The 22,798-nt window shown below is 60.4% G+C and carries 22 protein-coding genes; 9 read left to right on the plus strand and 13 right to left on the minus strand.

Annotated elements, in window-relative coordinates; genetic code table 11:
* Positions 1-40: 40 nt before the first annotated feature.
* From AC5I5B_RS23460 to AC5I5B_RS23510, 11 genes are all read right to left on the minus strand, one after another.
* Complete coding sequence (locus AC5I5B_RS23460; protein ID WP_031233466.1) at positions 41-436, minus strand: c-type cytochrome; 396 nt, start codon at positions 434-436, stop codon at positions 41-43.
* A 69-nt stretch (positions 437-505) separates the two neighbouring features.
* Entirely contained in the window at positions 506-1,066 is a 561-nt protein-coding gene (locus AC5I5B_RS23465) for a gluconate 2-dehydrogenase subunit 3 family protein (RefSeq protein ID WP_060724268.1), read from the minus strand.
* Positions 1,066-2,751 carry a GMC oxidoreductase gene (locus tag AC5I5B_RS23470; protein WP_107676984.1) on the minus strand — a complete coding sequence of 562 codons (1,686 nt, stop codon included), beginning with the start codon at positions 2,749-2,751 and terminating at the stop codon, positions 1,066-1,068. Before AC5I5B_RS23470 ends, AC5I5B_RS23465 begins: the two co-directional genes overlap by 1 nt.
* Before the next feature lie 147 nt (positions 2,752-2,898).
* The gene (locus AC5I5B_RS23475) at positions 2,899-3,753 is read right to left on the minus strand and encodes a sugar phosphate isomerase/epimerase family protein (protein ID WP_003504623.1); all 855 of its coding nucleotides are present in this window, start codon (positions 3,751-3,753) and stop codon (positions 2,899-2,901) included.
* A gap of 124 nt (positions 3,754-3,877) precedes the next feature.
* On the minus strand, positions 3,878-5,047 hold the full coding sequence (locus AC5I5B_RS23480) for a Gfo/Idh/MocA family protein (RefSeq protein ID WP_003504621.1): 1,170 nt from the start codon (positions 5,045-5,047) through the stop codon (positions 3,878-3,880).
* 11 nt (positions 5,048-5,058) lie between these two features.
* Positions 5,059-6,108 (minus strand): sugar phosphate isomerase/epimerase family protein, encoded by a 1,050-nt coding sequence (locus AC5I5B_RS23485; protein WP_174054781.1) that lies wholly within the window; start codon positions 6,106-6,108, stop codon positions 5,059-5,061.
* A 38-nt stretch (positions 6,109-6,146) separates the two neighbouring features.
* Positions 6,147-7,169 carry a LacI family DNA-binding transcriptional regulator gene (locus tag AC5I5B_RS23490; RefSeq protein ID WP_020010297.1) on the minus strand — a complete coding sequence of 341 codons (1,023 nt, stop codon included), beginning with the start codon at positions 7,167-7,169 and terminating at the stop codon, positions 6,147-6,149.
* A gap of 3 nt (positions 7,170-7,172) precedes the next feature.
* Positions 7,173-8,141 (minus strand): ABC transporter permease, encoded by a 969-nt coding sequence (locus AC5I5B_RS23495; RefSeq protein WP_174054780.1) that lies wholly within the window; start codon positions 8,139-8,141, stop codon positions 7,173-7,175.
* A 1-nt stretch (position 8,142) separates the two neighbouring features.
* On the minus strand, positions 8,143-9,087 hold the full coding sequence (locus AC5I5B_RS23500) for an ABC transporter permease (protein WP_174054779.1): 945 nt from the start codon (positions 9,085-9,087) through the stop codon (positions 8,143-8,145).
* The gene (locus tag AC5I5B_RS23505) at positions 9,084-10,577 is read right to left on the minus strand and encodes a sugar ABC transporter ATP-binding protein (protein ID WP_174054778.1); all 1,494 of its coding nucleotides are present in this window, start codon (positions 10,575-10,577) and stop codon (positions 9,084-9,086) included. The genes AC5I5B_RS23500 and AC5I5B_RS23505 overlap by 4 nt, the downstream gene beginning before the upstream one ends.
* Positions 10,578-10,680: 103 nt before the next feature.
* Complete coding sequence (locus AC5I5B_RS23510) at positions 10,681-11,703, minus strand: substrate-binding domain-containing protein (RefSeq protein WP_035212759.1); 1,023 nt, start codon at positions 11,701-11,703, stop codon at positions 10,681-10,683.
* Between the two features lie 307 nt (positions 11,704-12,010).
* On the opposite strand from AC5I5B_RS23510, the gene AC5I5B_RS23515 reads away from it, so the two are divergent.
* Complete coding sequence (locus AC5I5B_RS23515) at positions 12,011-12,406, plus strand: (R)-mandelonitrile lyase (protein WP_087746628.1); 396 nt, start codon at positions 12,011-12,013, stop codon at positions 12,404-12,406.
* A gap of 87 nt (positions 12,407-12,493) precedes the next feature.
* Here AC5I5B_RS23515 and AC5I5B_RS23520 read toward each other — a convergent pair whose 3' ends face one another.
* Positions 12,494-13,393, minus strand: a complete 900-nt coding sequence (locus AC5I5B_RS23520) for a LysR family transcriptional regulator (RefSeq protein WP_112354298.1) — start codon at positions 13,391-13,393, stop codon at positions 12,494-12,496.
* 137 nt (positions 13,394-13,530) lie between these two features.
* Between AC5I5B_RS23520 and AC5I5B_RS23525 the strand changes: the two genes are divergently transcribed.
* Positions 13,531-14,304, plus strand: coding sequence for an SDR family oxidoreductase (locus AC5I5B_RS23525; RefSeq protein ID WP_111791318.1), 774 nt, complete (start codon positions 13,531-13,533; stop codon positions 14,302-14,304).
* 153 nt (positions 14,305-14,457) lie between these two features.
* Positions 14,458-15,336: a hypothetical protein gene (locus AC5I5B_RS23530; RefSeq protein WP_111791317.1), complete on the plus strand. Its 879-nt coding sequence runs from the start codon at positions 14,458-14,460 to the stop codon at positions 15,334-15,336.
* Between the two features lie 18 nt (positions 15,337-15,354).
* Here AC5I5B_RS23530 and AC5I5B_RS23535 read toward each other — a convergent pair whose 3' ends face one another.
* Complete coding sequence (locus AC5I5B_RS23535; RefSeq protein WP_060724254.1) at positions 15,355-16,389, minus strand: LacI family DNA-binding transcriptional regulator; 1,035 nt, start codon at positions 16,387-16,389, stop codon at positions 15,355-15,357.
* Positions 16,390-16,527: 138 nt separating this feature from the next.
* Between AC5I5B_RS23535 and AC5I5B_RS23540 the strand changes: the two genes are divergently transcribed.
* The 6 genes from AC5I5B_RS23540 (at position 16,528) to AC5I5B_RS23565 (ending at position 22,695) form a co-directional block, all read left to right on the plus strand.
* Positions 16,528-17,562, plus strand: coding sequence for a Gfo/Idh/MocA family protein (locus AC5I5B_RS23540; protein WP_060726689.1), 1,035 nt, complete (start codon positions 16,528-16,530; stop codon positions 17,560-17,562).
* A gap of 12 nt (positions 17,563-17,574) precedes the next feature.
* The gene (locus tag AC5I5B_RS23545) at positions 17,575-18,477 is read left to right on the plus strand and encodes a sugar phosphate isomerase/epimerase family protein (protein ID WP_003504598.1); all 903 of its coding nucleotides are present in this window, start codon (positions 17,575-17,577) and stop codon (positions 18,475-18,477) included.
* A gap of 62 nt (positions 18,478-18,539) precedes the next feature.
* Entirely contained in the window at positions 18,540-19,772 is a 1,233-nt protein-coding gene (locus tag AC5I5B_RS23550) for an ABC transporter substrate-binding protein (RefSeq protein ID WP_087746617.1), read from the plus strand.
* A gap of 114 nt (positions 19,773-19,886) precedes the next feature.
* Positions 19,887-20,789, plus strand: coding sequence for a carbohydrate ABC transporter permease (locus tag AC5I5B_RS23555; RefSeq protein WP_112978581.1), 903 nt, complete (start codon positions 19,887-19,889; stop codon positions 20,787-20,789).
* Positions 20,786-21,613, plus strand: coding sequence for a carbohydrate ABC transporter permease (locus tag AC5I5B_RS23560; RefSeq protein WP_003504593.1), 828 nt, complete (start codon positions 20,786-20,788; stop codon positions 21,611-21,613). The genes AC5I5B_RS23555 and AC5I5B_RS23560 overlap by 4 nt, the downstream gene beginning before the upstream one ends.
* Positions 21,610-22,695 carry an ABC transporter ATP-binding protein gene (locus tag AC5I5B_RS23565; protein ID WP_003504591.1) on the plus strand — a complete coding sequence of 362 codons (1,086 nt, stop codon included), beginning with the start codon at positions 21,610-21,612 and terminating at the stop codon, positions 22,693-22,695. The genes AC5I5B_RS23560 and AC5I5B_RS23565 overlap by 4 nt, the downstream gene beginning before the upstream one ends.
* Positions 22,696-22,798 lie beyond the last annotated feature (103 nt).

Genomic DNA, 22,798 nt, shown 5'->3' on the forward strand with positions numbered 1-22,798 from the left:
CTTCGCCAAGGGCGGGCCTCGACCGGGTAGCCCCCGGCTCTCACTCAACCGGCTTTGAGGCCGCGCTTTCAATATAGGCGATGAGATTGTCCAGATCTTCCGGCTTGCTGATGCCGGCCAGCGCCATCTTGTTTCCGGGTATTTTCTTTTTTGGCGCGCTCAGGAAATCCCGCAATTCCTCCGGCGTCCAGACGAGACCGTCCTCGCCCGCTTTTTTCATCGCACTCGAATAAGTATAGTCAGGCACGCCGCCCGCCGCACGGCCAATGATGCCGTTAAGCTGTGGGCCGACCCTGTTTTTCGCGCCCCCGCCTATGGCGTGACAGGCGGAACAGCGCTTGAAGACCGCCTCCCCCTTGGCAACATCGCCCTCCGAAAGAGCGGGAACGGTGCTTGCGGTCAGCATAGCCGCCGCGATGATGAGTGTCTTGCGCATCATGTCATCCTTGTCTTGCCGTATGAATGCGGCCCGCCCGCAAATGCGGACGGACCAACAGCTCTCTCTTCAGGTCGTGCCCCAGGCAGGCGTGCCCCTCTTGTAGGAAATGCGGTCTTCGAAACCACCGGGAATCTCGTCGTAGACGAGAACTTCCGTGGCCCCGATCTTCGAGGTGAAGAAGCCGAGCAGCGTCAACTGCTTGACCAGCGTGAAGGCGTGCGGTTTCGCCGGTGTCTGTTCAGCCTTGGCCTGCTTGTCCAGCGCCGAAAGCAGCGCCTGCCGCTGTTCCGCCGTCAGCTCCAGAAAGGCCTTCTTGTGTTCGGTCTGGCTGCGCTTCTCGATGTCGGAAATTGCCGAAAGGAAGAGCGTCCGCTGCTCGTCGGTGTAGCAATCAGCCGCATAGACGGCCATGAATGCACCCACTTCGGCATCCTTCGCACCGGGCGTGGAAGTGCGGGGAATGATGGTCTCCGCCACTTCGTCCAGAAAGCGGATTTCCTCCGGTGTAAAGACATGGCCAGCGCCGGCAGGCTTGGCAGCATTTTCCGCGGCCGTCAGGACATCCGCGCCGATCAGCGGAAGGCCGGTGGCAATGGCTATCAGTTTCAGCAGTTCGCGTCTGTTCATCACAGGTTCCCCTTCTTGCGTTCGGAAACGGCAAATTCGGCTGCACGCGCCGTCAGCGCCATGTAGGTCAAAGACGGGTTGACGCAGGAGGCCGAGGTCATGCAGGCGCCGTCAGTCACGAAGACGTTCTGTGCATCCCAGACCTGGTTGTTGCCGTTGAGGACGGAGGTTTTCGGGTCACGCCCCATGCGGGCCGTTCCCATTTCGTGAATGCCCATGCCGGGTGCATAGCTGCCCCTGGAGGGTTTGACGTTCTTGATGCCGACCGCCTCGAACATCTCGACGGCGTCATTGACCATGTCTTCGCGCATGTCGAGTTCGTTCTGCTTCATCTCGACATTCATGGAGAGGACCGGCAGGCCCCATTTGTCCTTCTTCTCATGATCGAGCTTCACGCGGTTCTCATGGTAGGGCAGCATTTCGCCGAAAGCGGTCATGCCGATGGTCCAGCCGCCCGGCTCGGTCAGCGCTTCCTTGTAATCGGCTCCGATATTGAGCTCGGCGATTTCCCGTTCCCAGCGCGAACGGCTGGCCGAGCCCTGATACCCGAAACCACGCAGATATTTGCGCTTGTCGTCGCCGGTATTGCGGAAACGCGGAATGTAGAAACCCGCCGGACGACGGCCCTTGAAGTAGAAGTCTTCGAAACCTTCCACCTGGCCTGTCGCACCCATGCGGAAATGGTGGTCCATCACGTTGTGGCCGAGTTCGCCGGAGCTGCTGCCAAGCCCGCCTTCCCAGACATCGGTGGCCGAATTCATCAGCACCCATGTCGAGTTCAGCGTCGAGGCGTTCAGGAAGATGATGTCGGCGGTGTATTCATAGGTCAGGTTGGTTTCTGCGTCGATGATCTCGACACCGCGCGCCTTCTTCTTGTCCTTGTCGTAGAGGATTTCCTTGACGATGGAGAAAGGCCTGAGCGTGAGATTGCCGGTGGCGACCGCCGCAGGCAGGGTGGATGCCTGAGTGCTGAAATAGCCGCCGAAGGGACAGCCCAGCCGGCACTTGTTGCGGAACTGACAGCGCGTGCGCTCCTGATCGGGAAGTTCCTGGGTAATGTTGGCGCAGCGCGAATTGATGAGGTGGCGCGTGCCCTTGAACGCCTTCTTCAGCCGGCTGGCCACATCCTGCTCCACGAAATTGAGCGGAATGGGCGGCAGGAATTCGCCGTCAGGGAGAATGTCCAGCCCCTCGCGGCTGCCGGAAATGCCGGCGAAGCGCTCGACATAGTCATACCAGGGGGAGACGTCTTCATAACGGATCGGCCAGTCGACGGCGATGCCGTCTTTCGCATTGGCCTCGAAATCCGTCTGCGACCAGCGATAGGTCTGGCGTCCCCAGAGCAGCGAGCGGCCGCCGACATGGTATCCACGGAACCAGTCGAAGCGCTTTTCCTCGACATAGGGTGTTTCCTGCTCATCGGCCCACATGCCGAGCGTTGCCTCTTCCAGCAGGTAATCGCGGCTGAGAACGGGATATTTCGCCTTCATTTCCTGCGTGGCGCGGTTGCGATGGGGGTAATCCCAGGCTTCCTTGTCTGCATTCTGATAGTCGGTGATGTGCTCGATGTTGCGGCCGCGCTCCAGCATCAGGACCTTTAGACCCTTTTGCGTGAGTTCCTTTGCGGCCCAGCCTCCACTGATGCCCGAGCCGACAACAATCGCATCATAATGATTGTTTGCCATGATAACTCCTCCGATGTGAGCTTGGAAAAAACGACAGGCAAAGCGCTTCCCGTCGCAACGCGGCGGAAACTGGTCATGCGTCTGTCGAACCTCATGCGCCCCGGCGAACCGGCCGCCGGGGAGCGGTTCTGGTTTTACTGGCAGTGTTTACTGAATGGTCGGAAGACGTTCGCTCAGGAACGCATTGCCCTTGGTCACGACCGCTTCGGCATCGAGCGGAAGGTCGTGCTCAAGGATGAACCATTTTGCGCCGGCCTGTTTTGCCGCCGGCAGGATCGTCTTCCAGTCGAGAGTGCCGGTGCCAAGCGTTGCAAAGCCGCGCTCGTTTTCCGCCGTTCCCGCAGGCGCATTGTCCTTGGCGTGGATGGCAAAAACCTTGCCCTTCAAGGTGCCGAGGAACTCAGCCGGATCATTGCCGCTGCGCGCCACCCAGGCGACGTCGACTTCGGCCTGCAGTTTCGGGCCTGCCGCATCGAGCAGCAGTTCAAGCGCCGTCTTGCCATCGAACTTGACCATTTCAAAATCGTGGTTGTGATAGGCCATGGAGAGGCCTGCCGCAGACAGTTTGTCCGCATATCCGCCGAGCTCCTTGCCGAAGGCGGTCCAGCCTGCAGCATCCTTCGGGCGGTCTTCCGGCTTCAGGAAAGGCACGGTCACGACAGGATTGCCGACGGCCTTCTGCTCGGTGATGACCTCATCGAGATTACCGCGAAGCTTGTCAATCGGCACATGCGAGGAAATGACCTTGATCTTGTGCTTTTCGAGAAGCGTGTTCAGCTCGCCGGGGCTGACCTTCTGCATATCCACCGTTTCCACGGCGGAAACGCCAGCGCGGTTGAGGATGGCAAGCTGTTCTTCCAGCGTTCCGGAATTGCGCAGGGTGTACATCTGCGCCGCAATCGGCAGCGTCTTGCTGTCATCGGCAAAAACCGGATTTGCGATGCCGGCCGCCAATGCGACAACGACTGCCATGCCTGCGAATTTTGACTTGAACGTTTTCAAACGCGTAACTCCCTTTCCGTTTGATCAATGTGACGACACGCCCACCCTTCCCGGTCTCCTTGACCGGGCAGGTGCCGGGCACAGCCTCCGGTGCCCTGCGTCGTCTCCTCCGATAGGCTGCGACCTAGATGTCGATTTTGACCCAGGTCGAGGTCTGGCTGGAGCGGACGGCGGCATCGATGAATGCGAGACCCGCAAGGCCGTCCTCCATGCCGGGGTAAATCACCTCCCCGGCGGCTGTTTTTCCCTCCCTTTTGGCGATGATTGCATCTGCGGCTTCGCGGTAGATCGTCGCAAAACCCTCGAGATATCCTTCCGGGTGCCCTGACGGCACGCGGCTAACACGGTTGGCGGCAGCTCCCGCGCCCGCACCGTTGCGGGTGATCAGCCGCTTCGGCTCCCCATAAGGCGTGAACCACAGCTCATCCGGCACGCGGTGGTGCCATTCAAGCCCGCCTTTATCGCCATAGACCCGGAGCGACAGGGCGTTTTCATTGCCGACCGCGATCTGGCTTGCCCAGAGCATGCCCTTGGCGCCGCTTTCGTAACGCAAGAGAATATTGGCGCTGTCATCCAGCTGCCGGCCCGGCACGAAGGAGGTCAGATCCGCATAAAGGCTGCTGGGGATTTCGCCCGTGACGAAGGCGGCAGCGTTGAAAGCGTGCGTGCCGATATCGCCGATTGCCCCGCCCGCGCCGGAGCGGCTGGGGTCCGTGCGCCATTCCGCGCCCTTCGCACCGGTCTTTTCAACCGCTTCGGTCAGCCAGTCCTGCGCATATTCGGCCTGGACGTGACGCAGCTTGCCGATATCGCCACTGGCAATCATCTCCCGCATCTGCCGCAGCATGGCATAGCCGGTGTAATTATGCGTCAGAATGAACAGCCTGTCGGATGCCCCGACGATTTTGGCCAGTTCCTTCGCCTCCTCCAGTGTCGCGGTCACCGGTTTGTCGCAGATGACGTGGATCCCGGCCTCGAGAAAGGCCTTGGACGGGGCGAAATGAAGGTGGTTGGGGGTCACGATGGCGACCGCCTCGATCCCGTCTTCACGACCGGCCTCAACCGCCGCCATCTCCTCAAACGAGGCATAGGAGCGCTCCGGCGCGATGCCGAGCAGCGTTGCCGAAGCGGCAGCACGCGTCGCATCGGAGGAAAGCGCGCCGGCCACGAGTTCGTAACGGTCATCCAGCCGGGCGGCGATGCGGTGCACTGCGCCGATGAAAGCGCCCTGACCGCCGCCGACCATTCCGAGACGGATGCGGCGGTTATCGAATTTTTTTGTAACGGAGGACATGGCTATCCCTTTCAAAGTCCGAGAAGGCGGCGATTGGCGGCATCATCGACGCCGCTTTTGGCGAAATCGTCGAAAGCCCGCTCGGTCACGCGGATGATGTGGTTTTCAATGAAGGCTACGCCCTCACGCGCGCCGTCTTCCGGGTGCTTCAGCGCGCATTCCCATTCCAGCACCGCCCAGCCGTCGAAGTCATATTGGGTGAGCTTGGAAAACACCGCGCCGAAATCGACATGCCCGTCACCCAGCGAGCGGAAACGCCCCGGCCGGTCGACCCAACTCTGATAACCGCCATAAACGCCCGAGCGGCCCGTCGGGTTGAACTCGGCATCCTTGACGTGAAAGGCGCGGATACGCTCGTGGTAAATGTCGATAAAATCGAGATAATCCATCGCCTGCAGCACGAAATGCGAGGGATCGTAGAGGATGTTGGCGCGCGCATGATTGCCGGTGGCGTCAAGAAAACGCTCGAAGGTGACACCGTCATGCAGATCCTCACCCGGATGCAGTTCGTAGCAGAGATCGACGCCATTCTCCTCGAATGTATCGAGAATGGGTGTCCAGCGCTTGCCGAGTTCGGCCAAGGCCATTTCGACAAGACCAGCCGGACGCTGCGGCCACGGATAAACGAACGGCCATGCGAGCGCACCGGAGAAAGTCGCATGGCTTTTGAGGCCAAGATGCTGCGAGGCCTTCGCCGCACACTTCAGCTGGTTGACCGCCCATTCCTGCCGCGCCACGGGGTTGCCGCTCAGTTCGGACGGTGCAAAACCGTCGAACATTTCATCATAGGCGGGGTGAACGGCCACAAGCTGACCCTGAATATGGGTCGAAAGCTCGGTGATCTCGACACCAATCTCGGCCAGACGGCCCTTGATATCGTCGCAATAACCCTTGGAGGCGGCGGCTTTCTCGAGATCGAAGAGCTTGGGATCGGTCGGCACCTGAATACCCTTGTACCCCAGCGAAGCCGCCCATTGGCCGAGATTGTCGAGCGTGTCGAAGGGGGCTTCGTCCCCGACAAATTGCGCGAGGAAAATCGCCGGGCCTTTGATCGTCTTCATGTCCTTACACTCCTTGCATTCACAATTCCGGCTGGCCGCTACCGGTGCGGCGGGCGGCAGGGCGCGACCGAGCCGCGCACCACCAATTCCGTATCCAGCACGATGGTTTCGGCCGTGCGTTTGCCGTTCAGCCGGTCCACCATCAGCGCCATGGCCCTGCGGCCCATTTCCTGCCGGGGCTGACGCACCGTCGTCAGCGGCGGTTCGAAGGCATTGGCGAAGATGATGTCGTCGAAGCCGATGACCGAGACATCGGACGGAACCGACAGGCCCCTGCCCCGCAGCTCGCTGATCGCGCCGATCGCCATCTGGTCGCTCGATGCGAAGATCGCGGTGAAGGCAATGCCGTTTTCGAGAAGGCCTGCAATCGCCTGACGGCCGGCCTCAATGCTGTAATCGCCCGTCACCACCAGTTCGTCGGCATAAGCGACGCCGGCCTCGGCAAGTGCATCGCGGTAACCGTCGAAACGCTCCTGCGCGAGACTTTCCGGGACCGGACCGGCCAGATGCACGATCCGTTCATGCCCCGCCTCTATGAGATGGCGCATGGCGTTGATGGAGGCGGCGCGGTTGTCGACCTTGACGGTCGGCAGCGCGAGTCCAGGCACCGTTTCCGACGCGATGACGATCGGCGGCAGCGCATCGCCCTGATCGAGAAGCTCGGACGGGAACTGGCCGGTCATCAGGATCAGGCCGTCGGCATGTTTCTGCCGCACCATGTCGATATGGGTCGCCACGCGGTGTTCATCGTTGCGGGCGTCACCCATCAGCACCTTGAAACCCGCTTCGCCTGCCGCTTCTTCCACGCCCTTGTAGATTTCTAGATAAAACGGGTTGCCGATATCGCGAACGAGAAGGATGACGGTGTTGTTGGATTGTCGGCGGAAACTTGCCGCCTGCGCATTGGGAACGAAGTTCGCCTGCCGCACGGCGTCGAAAACCTTCTTTCGGGTTTCCGGGCGAACCTTGTCGGGTTGCTGCAGCGCGCGCGATACTGTCGCGATCGAAACGCCCGCGAGAGCTGCAACTTCCCTGATATTCGAACCTTGGTCTTTGCTCATCTGTCACACACGCAACTGCTTTTGGCGGCCATAAAGCAGCATCAGCGCTAGCAACGTGACACCGAATATGATCTGCCGTGCCCATACATCGAGGTTGAGCGTTATCAGTACGCTTTGCAGAATGGTGAGCGCAACTGCCCCGGCCATGGTTCCGACATATCCGCCCGCACCGCCGGCAAGCGAGGTGCCGCCGATGACGACAGCGATGATCGACGGAAGCACATATTGGTCGCCAACGGAGATGAAGGACGTGCCGGTGTAACCGATGACGCAGACCCCGGTCAGCCCGGCAAACAGGCCGGACAGGCCGTAAAGCAGCGTGCGGATCAGGGAGACGGGCAATCCGGTGAGCGTCGCCGCTCTCTCATTCGAACCGATGGCATAGATGGCAAAGCCGAAGGCCGTGCGGCGGAGCACGAACAGCATGATAGCGGCGATGCCCAGCCAGACGAAGAGCACGCCGGGAATGCCGAAGATGAGCGGACGGTTGATGAAGCCCGCCAGCAGCGGCGCCGCCGCCCCTGATGGAACGCCCTGCGAATAGACCACCAGACCGCCCTGAATGACCGCCGTCATGCCGAGCGTCATGACCAGCGGCGGAATGCGCACGAAGGTGATGCCGAGGCCGTTGATGAGGCCGATCAGAAAGGGAACGCCGCCCGCAACGAGAATGGCAAGCGGAATGCCGGCATTCTGGCCGTTCATCATGTTGCCGGCAAGCACCGCGCCAAGCGAGATCATCGCGCCGACGGAAAGATCGATGCCTTCACGACCGCCGAGGATGACGAGGTTCTGCCCCGCCGCGACGATGCCGAGAATGGCGGCAATCGTCAGCAGCCGCACGATCTGCGAGCCCTGTGCGAAGCCGGGTGAGAGCAATTCCCCGACCAGCAGCAGGAAGGCCGATGCGCCAATGGCAATGGTCAGGGGATCGGTGAGGAGGGTTTTGAGTTGCAAGCCGGGATTGGTCATATCAACGCCTCGTCACCAGAACGCCGCCGGCCAGCGCCGTCAGCACGATCAACCCCTGCACCAGTGTCTGGTACTCGAAGGGCAGGCCCGCAAAGAAAATCACATTACCGATCATGCCAAGCACGAGTGCGCCCGCAATCGACCCGGTCGAGCTGCCGAAGCTGCCGGAAAGCGCGGTGCCGCCCAGCACCACCGCCGAGATGGAGGAAAGCGCCAGACTTGCGCCGAGAAGCGGATCGCCCGAGGCCGTCTCGCCGGTAAGGCAGAGCGCCGCGAGCGCCGAAAACAGGCCGGAGATCATGTAGGCGCCAATGCGGATGCCGGAGAGGCGCAGGCCCGTCTGGAAGGCGCCGGTGCGATTGCCGCCGACAGCCAGGAGATGGGTGTGAAACGGAATGCGCGATACGATCAGCGTGAAGGCGATGCCGGCGAGCAGCACCCACAGTACGAAGGGCAAGCCGATAAAGCTGCCGGAATAGGTCTGCCAAAAGGCTTCCGGCACCGGAAGACCCGCCTGCGGCAGCACCCAGATCGCCAGCCCGGCGAAGATGATGCCCGTTGCGAAGGTGGTAACAATCGGCTGGAAACGCAGGCCGGAGATGAAGAGGCCATTGACCAGTCCACAGAGCAGCCCGACAGCCGCACCCGCCGCCATGCCGGCAAAGACCGCGCCCGTCGTACCACCCAGCGCCGCGATGACACTGACGGTGACGACATTGGCGAGCGCCACGATGCTGCCGACCGACAGATCGATATCTCCCGCCAGAATGACATAGGTCTGGCCGATGGCGACCAGGATCAGCGGCAGAAACGTCGTCAGGTTCGATTGCAGCACGGAAGGCTGAACGAAGGAGGGCTGCAGAAACGTGTTGACGGCAACGAGAACGGCCAGAACAACGAGGGTGATGATCCATGGTTGCCTGCGCAGAAAACCGGAAGAGCTCATGCGGCGTCTCCATAGGCGGCGCGGGTCATGTTTACGGATGTCATGTCGGCTCCGGTCAGTTCCGCGGAGATGCGCCCGCCATTAAAGACGAGAATGCGGTCGGCATATTCGAGGATTTCCGCATCTTCCGAGGAATAGAGAAGAATGGTCGCGCCGGCATCGGCCTGCTGCCGCATCAGCGCGAAGAGGTCGGCCTTTGCACCAAGATCAATGCCCTTGGTCGGATCATCGAGCAGCAGCAATTTCGGTGCGGTGGCGAGCCAGCGGGAAATGAAGATCTTCTGCTGGTTACCACCGGAAAGCGTGCCGATCGGCATATCCAGGCCGGCAAATTTCGTTTTCATGTCATCCGCGACCTTCTGCACGCGCGGTCTCAGCGTCGCGGGCCGGATCAGCCGCATCCTTTCGCGCACCATGAGGGCTGCGACGAGATTTTCGAAGATCGACCGGCCCTGAAGCGACGCGTCACGTCCGCGGTCACCCGAGACATAGGCAAAACCATTATGAACGGCCTGCGAAGGCTTGCCGATGGTGATGTCGCGACCTTCGAACCGGATTTGCCCCGTTGCAAACGGGCTGGTGCCGAAGAGGCCCTTCAGCAAGGCTGACTGGCCCTGCCCCTGCAAACCGGCCAGACCGACGATTTCGCCCGGATAGGCTTCCAGACTGACGCCGCGAACGCCCTCGCCCGCAACATCCGTTACCTTGAGGCTGGGGACTGCGGCGGCACGCCCCTGCTGGCGAGCCGGTGCTGCGCGGACATCGCCGACCATATCGTGCACGACGGCCTCGCGGCTGGTGGCTGCCGTATCCAGTTCGGAAATCGTCGCGCCATTGCGCATCACGGTGATGCGGTCGCAGACGGCAAAGACCTCATCGAGACGGTGGGAAATCATGATAGTGGAGACGCCGTCGGCCTTCTTGGCCCGAAGTATCTCGAAAAAGCGCTGCGACTGGCGGCCATCGAGCGCCGCCGTCGCCTCGTCCATGATCATCAGGCTGGCATTCTGGGCGAATACCTTGAGGATTTCGACAAGCTGGCGCTGATCCGGAGGCAGCGTGCCGACGATCGCATCCGGCTCCAGCCCTTCGCCAGCCACGCCGTCAAACAGCGCGATCAGTCTGCCCGCTTCGGCTTTCAGCGCCTTGCTGTCGACAAAGACGCCGCGTTTCGGCTCACGCCCGAGGAAAATATTGTCAGCGACGGAAAGCTGCGGAATGAGGCTGAGTTCCTGATAAAATAGCGCGACACCGGCATTTTCGGCGTCCCGCGGGCTTTTGAAGCGCACGTCCTCACCGTTGAACCTGATGGTGCCGCTGGTCGGCGCGACCGCGCCTGCAACGATCTTGCAGAGCGTGCTCTTGCCGCAGCCATTGGCGCCCAGGAGCGCGTGAATTTCACCGCGGCCCACGGTCAGCCTGCCGTCCGAAAGCGCACGCACGGCGCCAAAATTCTTCGTTATGCCGGCCGCTTCCAAAGCGTTCGCCATCGCATGTCCCCGAATTGTGTCTGTCGCAGGCGGATGGCCAAGGCCCGGTCCGCGCTCGAATTTCTGGTTCGGGCCGGCGTTCGCCGCCGGCCCGAGACGGATATTACTTGAAGAACTCGCCCGCCTGTTCCGGCGTCACGGTTGCCGTAACGGACCAGTAGCCGGGTTTGCCTTCTGCAGTCTTGATGTTGTCGGCAAGGTTGTCGTTGCTGACGAAGGGGATCGGAATGTAGATGGCGTTGCCATAGGTGCCGCCAAAAATGCCGTCCTTGAATTCCTTGCCCTGCAGCTTCAGGACAGCAACGTTGAGCGCGCTGGCCATGACGCCGGGAGGATTGACCGAAGCGCCGGAATTGAACTTTTCCTTTTCCCAACGGGTCATGAAGTCCTTGCGGATTTCACCGGTTGCGGCAATGTCCTTGGTCTTGCCGGCGGCTTCGATGGCGCGCCATGCACCATCCGCCATGCCGTCCTGAACCCAGACGCCGCTAATATCGGGATAGGTTGCAAGCAGGTTCTGCATAGCCTGCTGGCCCTGCGCCTGATCCCAGCTCGCATTGGCTTCGTTCAGCACCTTGATGTCAGGGTATTTCTTGAACACTTCGCGGTAACCGGCGACGCGGGCTTCGTTGGCGGGGTTGCCGGCGATGCCGTTGATGGCGACGACGCTTCCCTTGCCCTTCAGCGCATCCGCAAGCCATTGTGCGGACTGGGCCGCCCATGCCTTCTGGTCGATGCCGACATAGATCGCATCCTTGGAAGACACTTCCGCATCGGTGGCGATGACGAGAATGTTGCGCGCCTTGGCCTGCGCGAAGATCGGGTCGAAGGCCGTCGGGCTGCCGGGATTGATGAGGATCGCATCAACGCCCTGGTTCATGAAGTTACGGATATGACCGATCTGCCCCTGCACATCGACATTGCCGCTCTGAACGACGACTTCGACCTTGACGCCCTTTTCGCCCCACGCTTTTGCGGCAGCCTGAGCCTCTTCGATCATCTGCGTGCGCCATTCGCTGCCGACGAAGGAATTGGAAAGACCGATCTTGAAGCTCTGCTCCTGGGCGTGCGCGGACGTGCCGGCCGCCAGCACCAAAGCGGCGGCAGCCATCAAATGTCTAAACATGAAATTTGCTCCTCCAAGCACAGTTTTCAACTGATGAAACCGTTTACATCGACAAATGTAACCGGTTTCATAATTGAGTCAATCCCGAGAATGATTTTTGTTGCGGCGTGCGGAAAGAAGGAAAATGACGGCTGGCAGCGTTCGAAAACCCATATGGAAGAGCGGGATAACCACGCGAGAACGGTCGTGTCATCGGGTTTTCGAGAGGCATATAAGCGTTTCCGGTCGGGCAGATTTTCACTCGGCTGTGGACAAGCGGGGAATTCCCACATCAAATCGCCGCTCGAGACCAGTCAGGAGAACAACCATGGAAATATTGCGCGCGGGAACACGAGCGTCCGGCAAAGGCCCGGATGCCTGGTTCACCGGTTCGGTCCGTATCGATCCGCTCTTCAACCCCTTCGATGCCGAACGGGTGCAGGGTGCTCAGGTGACTTTCGAACCCGGCGCCCGCACCGCCTGGCACACCCATCCCCTCGGCCAGACCCTGATCGTGGTATCCGGCCTTGGCCGCGCGCAGCGTGAGGGTGGGCCGGTGGAGGAGATTCGCCCCGGTGATATCGTCTGGTTTGCACCGGGTGAACGGCACTGGCACGGCGCCGCACCCGATGTGGCGATGACCCATATTGCGCTTCAGGAGGTCAAGGACGGCAAGGTGGTAGACTGGATGGAGCATGTGACGGATGAGCAGTATGGCGCCTGACGCTATTCCGCCGATCTGGCGGATGAATGGCCCGTAGCAGCGTGCGGCAGCGCCAGCAAAATCCGACGCGCCTGGAGCCCCGCGACGTTAGAGAAGCTGTCGCCGGAGCAAGACCTCCAGCCACTCCGCAAAGACCTGCAACCGCCGCGACAGATGCTGGCGATGGGGATAAAGCAGCGTCATCGGCATCGGTTCGGCCCGATAGGCCGGCATCACCTCGATGAGTTCGCCTTTCTCCAGATGCGGCCTCACATCGTAGGCAGGTATCTGGATCAAGCCGAGACCAGCAAGGCAGCAGGCGATATAGGCCTCGGCATTGTTGACGGTGACCCGGCCGCGCATGGAAAACGAATGCAGCGCCTCGCCTTCCACCCACTCCCAGTTTTCCATCCGCCCGCTGGAGGGCGACGCATAGTTGACCGCCCAATGGCGGGAGAAATCATGGGGCGTTTTCGGCGTTCCATAACGCGCGAGATAAGCGGGGCTTGCGACATTGATCAACGGCAGCTTGCCGATCGGCCGTGCGATCAGGCCGGAATCGCTGAGCGGGCCAACCCGCAGCACACAATCGATATTATCCTCCACCAGATCGACGGCGCGGTCGGTAACGCCGAGACTGATGTCGATCTGCGGATAAAGATCGAGAAATTCCGGTAGCGCCGGCGCGATCACCAGTCGACCGATCCGGCCCGGCACGTCTATCCGCAACCGGCCGGAAGGCTGCGCCGCCGTTTGCCGGAAGAGATTTTCAGCATCTTCGACATCGGCGATCAGCCGCTGGCAGCGCTCGTAAAAAGCCGAACCATCCTCCGTCGGCGAGACCTTGCGCGTGGTACGGTTGAGCAGACGTGCACCAACGCGCCCTTCCAGTTCCTGTACGGCTGCCGAAACCGATGAGCGTGGAATGCCGAGCGTATCGGCGGCCCGCGTGAAGCTTGCGCAATCGACAACACGCGTGAAGATGCGGAACAGGTCGATACGGTCCAACCGAAAACACCCTATTGTGCGGATTTTCTGACATGTCATATCAGAATGAGCGCCTTTATCACAAAATGCTAGACGATATCCTGCTGCAAAGAAAGCGGTCACCAGCGTGGCCGAGCACGGCAAAAGGAGGCCGACCCATGACAGACCATACTCTCAAGGGCAAAACCGTCATCATCGCTGGCGGCGCAAAAAATCTCGGTGGCTTGATTGCCCGCGATTTTGCCGGCCAGGGCGTCCGCGCCATCGCCATCCATTACAACAGCGCCGCAACCAGGGCCGATGCCGACGCAACCGTGGCCGCCGTGAAGGCGGCCGGCGCTGAGGCCGTCGCCCTTCAGGCCGATCTCACCACGGCAGGTGCGGTTGAAAAGCTGTTTGCCGATACCGTCGCCGCCATCGGCCGCCCGGATATCGCCATCAATACCGTTGGCAAGGTGCTGAAAAAACCGATCCTCGACACATCGGAAGCCGAATATGACGAAATGACTGCCGTCAACGCCAAATCGGCCTTCTTCTTCCTGCAGCAGGCGGGTCGTCATGTCAGCGACAACGGCAAGATCTGCACGCTCGTGACCTCGCTCCTGGGCGCTTTCACACCGTTTTACGCCAGCTATGCCGGCACCAAGGCGCCGGTGGAACATTTTACCCGCGCTGCGGCCAAGGAGTTTGGTGAACGGGGCATCTCGGTGACGGCAATCGGTCCCGGACCGATGGACACGCCGTTCTTCTACGGCCAGGAAACGCCGGAGGCGCAGGCCTATCACAAGAGCGCCGCCGCTCTTTCCAGCTTCTCGAAAACCGGTCTCACCGACATCGAGGACATCGTTCCCTATATCCGCTTCCTTGTCACCGACGGCTGGTGGATGACGGGCCAGACCATTCTCGTCAATGGCGGTTACACCACAAAATAGTCGCCGCCGGATCACGCCGGCGGCTTGATACCGCCCGGCATGAGACTGGTCCTGGAACCCCGATGCCAAAAAAACACCAAACACCATCTGGCCTGAAATACACGCACCGGTGTAAAACCCCGTCATCCTGTTGAGGGAAACCGGGGGTATCGGATGAATTCGGAGCGTCGTGGAGTTCTCGCATTTCTGGGCGGCCTTGTGTTGGCAAGGCCGTCTCTCAGCGCAGCATCGAGCAAGCCGGCAGCCTTTGCCGCATCCCGCTCCAGTTACAAGCCAAGGCATATCCTCTGCTTTCTCGGCGTGGAAAATGGGCTGGAGGCGCTCCAGAAGAGCGCCAGCGCCGCCATCAATGATTTTGCGCCGGATTTCAGCCTGGATGACGATTATTCACAGGATGAGCCGGACGACCGAATGGAGCGCTCGTTCAATGTCTGCTGGGATCGCGTCGACCCCGACGCCTACCAGCCGGAGGATGAGGAAGCCGTCGCCGGGCATGGCTCGGTGCTTTACGTGCTCAGCCCGCCCATGGATGCCGAAACAGCCGTGAAGACATCCGCAAATGCCCTCAGATTCGTACAGCACATGCTCGATCACGGCGCTGTCGCCGTGAAGGGTGAAAGTGCGGGCGTCGCCCATGGGGCAAGACGCTGGAAGCAACTCTTCGAGCAGTCGCATGGCGAGGCGGCCGCCGATGACGGGATGGCGCTTGCCAGAACCTGCCGCCTGGCTTTCGCACGCCGCCCCATAGGAGACGATGCCGAAGGAATGACGAGCGTCGGGTTTCACCTGATCGGCTTGCCCGATGTGCAGGTCCGCTTCATCAAAAAAGACGAAGATCAGCCATCGACGAACGCCGAACAGTTAAAGATCGCCGCGTTGATGGATGATGTTGCCGAGCAAATGTCGCGTGACGGCGTTGAAGCGGCCGTGAAGGGCCGTCACGCCACCCTCGCCGACGACGACCGGTATGAGGAAGACGAATATAAGTTCAATCCTTTCGGCGTCGTCAGCATTGACGGCTACAAGCTTTAACGCCCCCCGCGCAGCGGCCTATGCGGCGGGGGCAGGATCGCTCTCGCCGGCCACCAGAAGCATGGGCCATACGCAATGGCGAGCCTGATCGGGGTAAAAGGGCGCGTAGGCCGGCATGGTCGATAGTAGCGTCTGGGCGACCGTCACACCGAGATCATGCAGGGACATGCGGAAACTGGTTAGGCGGGGTTCCAGAAACTGACCGCGCGGACCATCGCGGAAGCCGATGACGGCGAGATCGCGCCCCGGTCTCAGGCCCGCTTCCGCGAGCCGGCGATAAAGACCAACCGCCATCAATTCGTAAATCAGCACGATCGCCGTTGGCCGGGGCCGCATCTGCAGCCATTCGCTGGCGGCGTGATAACCGCCCTGCTCGCTTGATTTCGCCCGGATGACCAGAGAAGAATCGTAGGCGATGCCATTGTCTTCCAGCGCGCGCCTGTATGCCTCCAGAAAAACGTAACCGAGATTGATGTCGCTGTCGGGCACGGCAACCGCGATCGAGCGGTGCCCGGCAGCGGCAAGGCGGTTCACGGCGTTTCTCGCAACTCCCTCGAAATCGAGGTCGATCCAGGCGTGACTGTCGCTGGAAGCGGTGCGTCCGAGCGACACGAAAGGCAAGCGGGTCTGCTTCAGGAAATCCACACGCTTGTCAGTCCGCCGGGTCGCGGAAATGATCATCGCATCCACCATGCGGCGCGCCACCATGCGCTTCAAATATTCATCCGGATCCTCTTCCCCCGGACAAGGCAGAACGATGAGATCGAGATTATGTCCGGAAAACACGCTTTGCAGACCATCCGTCACACCCAGAAAGAAGTTGTCGGAGTTTTCAACAGTCTGCGCGTCGCTGCCGGTCATCAGGCCGATGACATTAGTTGTTCCCTGCCGCAGGCTGCGGCCGGACTGGTTGGCGACATAACCCAGCTTTTCCGCCGCTTCGAGAACACGCCGCCGCGTCTCTTCGTTCACATCCGGCTTGCCGTTCAGGGCACGGGAAACAGTGCCTATCGATATCTCGAGATAATCGGCAAGCTGACGAATTCCTTTCATGCACTCCCCTCCCAGGCCCGGCGCGCAATCGACGCGCCCCTTAACGGTCTTGACATATCTAACATCATTGGCATAGTCTCGTAAACGTTTACGACGCTCTGCGCAAAGAGGAGTTTGCCAAGAGCCCGGGGAGATGAGATGACTTTTAGTGCCGTTTTATGCGGGTGCGGAGCCATGGCCAAAGGCTGGTTGCGCGCCATTCAATCAACGCCGGAAATCGCCAGTGCGATCAAGATCGCCGGTCTGGTGGATCTGAACGAGAACACGGCCCGCGCGCTGGCCGAAGAATTCGCCCTCACCGACGCGGTCATCGGCACGGATCTCCGCAGGGTTCTCGCTGAAACCAAGGCCGACATCCTTTTTGATATCGTCATCCCGCAGGCGCGTTTCGCCGTGGTTGAGGCCGGTCTAGAGGCCGGGTGCCATGTGCTCAGCGAAAAGCCGCTTGCCGCCTCGATGGAGGAAGCCGCAACGCTGGTGGAACTGGCGAAGAAATCAGGCAAAATTCATGCTGTGGTGCAAAACCGGCGGTTTGTGGCCGGTATCCGGCGGCTGCGCCGCGCGCTGGAAGACGGCGTTATCGGCGATCTGACGGCCATCCATTGCGATTTCTTCCTTGGGCCGCATTTTGGCGGCTTCCGCGAGGAAATGAAGAACGTCCTGCTTCTCGACATGGCGATCCACACCTTCGATGCGGCCCGTTTCGTCGCCAATGAAAAACCCCTCTCCGTCTTTTGCGTGGAGAAGAACCCGGCCGGTTCCTGGTATGCCCATGGGGCAAGCGCCAACGCCATTTTCGAGTTTTCCAACGATGTCGTCTTCACCTATCGCGGCTCGTGGTGCGCCGAAGGCGAGCGGACCAGCTGGGAAGCGCGCTGGCGGCTGATCGGCTCCAAGGGCATGATCCTGTGGGACGGGGAAGACAATTTCTCCGCCTCGGTGGCCGGCGACGAACAGGGGCTTCTGCGTGGCTTTAAGACCGTAAACGTTTCCGAAGCCGTTTCCGAGAAGGACACGCGCGGCCATGCCAGCGTCATTCTCTCGTTCCTCGAATCCATCCGCACCGGCCAGATGCCGGAGACAGCCTCCTTCGACAACATCAACAGCCTTGCCATGGTGATCGGCGCGATTGAAAGCGCCCGCCTCGGCCAGCGTGTTTCAATTGCAGCATAAGGACTGAAAGACGTGAGCAATCCGGCAACATCCATCCGCATCGGCACCATGGTCAGCGCCACCAAGGGCCAGGCGGCCGAACGTATCGGCCAGATCGCCGATCTCGGCTTTGAAAGCTTCGAGCCGTTCTTCTGGCAGACCACCAACGGTCAGGACCTTGCCGAGCTCGGCAAGCGCTGCCTTGACGCGATCGGTGAGCGCGACATCACCATCAGCACGCTCGGCATGTTCGGCAATCCGCTGGAAGAAACCGAGATCGACCTTGAGACATTGCAGGGCTGGAAAGACTGCATCGACAATGCCCACCATTTCGGCGCGACCTGCGTTGCGGGGTTCACCGGCAGGCTTCGCGGCAAACCGCTGCCGGAAAGCCTTCCCCGATATAAGGAAATCTGGAGCGAGCTTGCAAAACGCGCCGCCGACAAGGGCGTGAAGATCGCCTTTGAAAACTGCGCCATGGACGGCAACTGGCAGACCGGCGACTGGAACATTGCGCACAACCCTGATGCCTGGGAACTGATGTTCAACGAGACCCCGGACGACCATATCGGCATCGAATGGGAACCCTGCCATCAGATGGTCTATCTGATCGACCCGCTGCCGCAAATCCGAAAATGGGCGGACAAGATTTTCCACGTGCACGGCAAGGACGCGACAATCCGCTGGGACGTCATTCGCGAGCACGGCATTTTCGGCAAGGAAAAATTCGTCTTCATGCGCACGCCGGGTTTCGGCGACAGCAACTGGACGGACATTATTTCCGAACTGCGACTCGCCGGCTGGTCCGGCTCCATCGATATCGAAGGCTGGCATGACCCGGTCTATCGCGATGCACTTGAAATGACGGGCCAGGTGCATGGCCTGAACTATCTGAAAAAATGCCGCGGCGGCGATTTCGTCGTCGACCCGACATAACGGAAACCTTTTGGGAGAAGGTTTCCGAGAATTGCAGAGACGATAACCAAGAGGAGGAGATTATGGGTATCGCGAAATGCATAATGGCCGGCGCAATTTTGCTGGCGGGCGTATCCGCCGGCGCCATTGCCGCGCAGGCAGAGGATGTGACGTTGACCCTCTGGTCGCTGGATCGTGATATCCAGCCGGCGCCGAACCTCATCAAAGAGTTCAACGCGCTCAATAACGGCATCAAGATCGAATACCGGCAATTGCAGTTCGATGATGTGGTGAGCGAATCCATGCGCGCCTATTCGACCGGCAATGCGCCCGACATCATCGCCATCGACAACCCCAACCACGCCATGTTCGCCGCACGCGGGGCGTTTCTTGATGTGACCGACATGATCGCCAAGTCTGATGTCATCAAGACGGAGAATTATTTTCCGGGGCCGCTGAAATCGGTAATGTGGGACGGCAAATATTTCGGTGTGCCGAAGGCCACGAATACGATTGCGCTTTATTACAACAAGGACCTGTTCAAGGCCGCCGGGCTCGATGCGGCAAAACCGCCGCAGACCTGGGATGAGCTGGTGGATGCAGCCCGCAAGCTGACCAATCCCTCGAAGAACGTCTATGGCATCAGTTTCAGCGCCAAGGCGAATGAGGAAGGCACCTTCCAGTTCCTGCCCTGGGCGCAGATGGCAGGCGCGACCTACAAGCACATCAACACCGAGGGTGCGGTAAAAGCGCTCGAAACCTGGAAGCTGATGCTGGATGAAAAGCTGGCGTCGCCGGATACGCTGACGCGCAGCCAGTGGGACTCCACCGCCACCTTCAACGCCGGCAATGCCGCCATGGTCATTTCCGGCCCATGGGAAATCGACCGCATGCTGAAGGACGCCAAGTTCGACTGGGGCGTGGCCCTGCTGCCGGTGCCCACACCCGACGCCCCACGGTCTTCGGCCATGGGCGACTATAACTGGGCAATCTTCTCCAAGACGAAGCACCCGGAAGAGGCCTTCAAGGCAATCGAATTCTTCGCCTCGAAGGACAAGGACATGTTCAAGAACTTCGGCCAATTGCCGGCGCGTTCGGATATTCCGGTTCCGCCCACCGGCAATGCGCTGAAGGATGAGGCGCTGAAGACCTTCGTGGAACAGCTGAAATATGCGCAGCCGCGTGGTCCCTCACCCGAATGGCCGAAGATTTCCAAGGCCATTCAGGACGCCATTCAGGGCGCCCTGTCGGGTCAGATGACGCCGAAGGCTGCGCTTGATCAGGCCGCTGAAAAGATAAAGCTGGTCGAAGGCTGATCTATCTGGGCGGGTGGCCGGGTTTCCCCGGCCTCCACCCAAGGTTTCCTCCCGGTGGGGCTGCCTGTCGCGAAAAGCGGCGGCGGCCCCGACTGGAGCTTGTGAGGATGTTTCATGAAAAAACTGTTTTCCAGCGTCAGTGACGGTCGCGGTTTCGACATCGTCCTTGTCGCCTTTCCTTTGGGCTTCCTGTTCGTCATGGCCGGGCTGCCGCTCATCTACAATATCGTCATGAGCTTTCAGGAAGTCGACATGTTCAGTCTGGGCACCTTCGTGCGCCCCTTCGTCGACTTCAAGAATTATATCGACCTGTTCCGGCAGCCGGAAACATTGCCGATCCTTTTCAACACGGTCACCTTTGTCGTGGCCTCGATTGCCGGGCAGTTCGCGATCGGCTTTGGCCTGGCGCTGTTCTTCTGGGTAAATTTCCCCGGCGCCACCTGGCTGCGCGGCCTGTTCCTCGTCTCCTGGGTCATGCCCGGCCTCGTCGTCGGCGCCATCTGGAACTGGATTCTCTCGGGCGATTTCGGCGTCTTAAACTTCTTCCTGCGGGAAAGCGGCCTGATATCGGGCAATATCTTCTGGCGCTCGGATGCGAATTTTTCGCTCTGGGCGGTTGTCATCGCCAATATCTGGCTCGGCACCTCCTTCAACATGATCCTGCTTTCGGTGGGCCTCGCCTCCATTCCCGGCGACCTCTACGAAGCCGCGGAACTGGATGGAGCCAATGCCTGGCAGCGCTTCTACACCATCACCCTGCCGATGATGCGCTCCACCATCGGCGCGATCGTCTCGCTCGGCCTGATCTTCACGCTGCAGCAATTCGATCTTTTCGCCGCCATTACCGATGGCGGACCGAACAACAGTTCCAACGTGGCGCAATACTGGGCCTGGGACCTGTCCTTCCGGCAATATGATTTCGGCAAGGGTGCGACGATATCAGTCATCATGATCGTTTTCGTCATGCTGGCCTCCATCGTGTATGTGCGCTCCACACGGCATGAGGTGCGCGGATGAGCATCACCAACCGCAATCGCCTGATGCTGGCAATCGCCATCATTCTCGCCATCATCTACCTCTTCCCGCTCTACTGGATGTATCTGACCTCGCTCAAAAGCGGCTCGGAAATGTTCGCCAATCCGCCCTCATTCTGGCCCAGCGATCCGCAATGGCAAACCTATGCCTATGTCTGGAACAGCCGCAACATGGGTCGCTACCTGTGGAACTCGGTGATGATCGCTTCCAGCGCAGTGCTGCTGATCACCGTTCTCGGCGTCGGCTGCGCCTATGTTCTGGCGCGGTATCGCAATGTCTGGGTGGATATCGGCCTGTTCCTCATCCTCATGCTGCAGGTTCTGCCGGCATCGCTGATGATCACGCCAATCTTCGTCGGTTTCTCGCAATTCGGATTGCTGGATTATCCGCGGCTATCGGTCATCCTCGCCATTGCGGCGAAAAGCATGCCCTTCTTCGTCGTGCTGGTGCGCGCCACTTTCATGGCCGTGCCGCAGGAGCTGGAAGAGGCGGCGCTGGTGGATGGCAATTCCCGGGTCGGGGCCTTCTTCAACATCGTGCTGCCGCTGGCCAGAAACGGCATCCTCGTCAGCGCCATCCTCATCTTCATGCAGGCCTTCGGTGAGTTCGTCTATTCGAAATCCATCATCCAGGCAGCCGAATTGCAGCCGGCCAGCGTCGGCCTCAACTCCTTCATGGGCCCCAACACCAGCGAATGGAACAACATCATGGCCTATGCGACCATGTATGTGACGCCCATTCTCGCCCTCTTCATTCTCTTGCAGCGCCGCATCGTATCCGGCCTGACCTCGGGAGCGCTCAAATGACCCTTCAGATCGAACTATCAGGCGTCAACAAATATTACGGCGCCTTCCATGCGCTGAAGAACATCAACCTTTCCATCAAGAAGGGCACCTTCGTGGCACTTGTCGGCCCATCCGGCTGCGGCAAGTCTACCCTTCTGCGCTCACTCGCGGGCCTGGAGACCATATCGGCCGGCGACATGCGCATTGCCGGCACCCTCATGAACGGCGTGCCGCCACGCAAGCGCGATGTGGCCATGGTGTTCCAGTCCTATGCGCTCTACCCGCATATGACTGTCGAAGAAAACCTCACCTATTCGCTACGCATGCGTGGCGTGGCCAAGGCCGAGGCCCGCAAGGCCGCGGAAGAGGTTGCGGCCACGACCGGACTCTCCAAGCTGATGAAGCGTTATCCCCGCGAACTCTCCGGCGGCCAGCGCCAGCGTGTGGCCATGAGCCGGGCGATCATCCGCAATCCGCAGGCCTTCCTGTTCGATGAGCCGCTCTCCAACCTCGATGCGGCCCTGCGCGTCCACATGCGCAAGGAAATCCGCGCCCTTCACGATCGCCTGCACGCAACTTCAGTCTACGTCACCCACGACCAGATCGAGGCGATGACCATGGCCGATCATGTCGTCGTCATGCGTGACGGCGTCATCGAACAGCAGGGCACGCCGCTGGAACTTTACGACCGCCCGGTCAATCGTTTCGTTGCGGGTTTCATCGGCTCACCGGCCATGAATTTCATTCCGGCGACAGTCAGTCCGGACGGTGCTTCGCTTCTGCTGCGGTTCGGCGAAGGTGATCCACAGCAGCCTATCAGGGCGCCGGCCGCCCTGCCGCCGGGAAAACATGTCATTGTCGGCATCAGGCCTGAACATATCCGCCCGGTGGCGGCAGAGGGGGCGGCATTGACGCTGCCTGTTTCCGCCGTGGAAACAACCGGTTCGGCCACCTTCCTCACGCTTGGCGGCTCCACCGAACTGGTTATCGCGGTACAGGGACGCAGCGCAGTCAAGGCTGGCGAAGCCATTGGCCTCGATATCAACCCGGCCGATATGCACCTCTTTGACGAGGCAACGGGCATTGGCCTTGCGAGACAATAATCCATATCCGTAGAAGGGCTATGCTCGCGGGCCGCATGACGGCCCGCTGTCCTTACCGGGGCACCAAACCTCTTCTTACCCGGTCCTGCTCTTGCCGTGAGTG

The organism is Agrobacterium sp., from assembly GCF_059499945.1.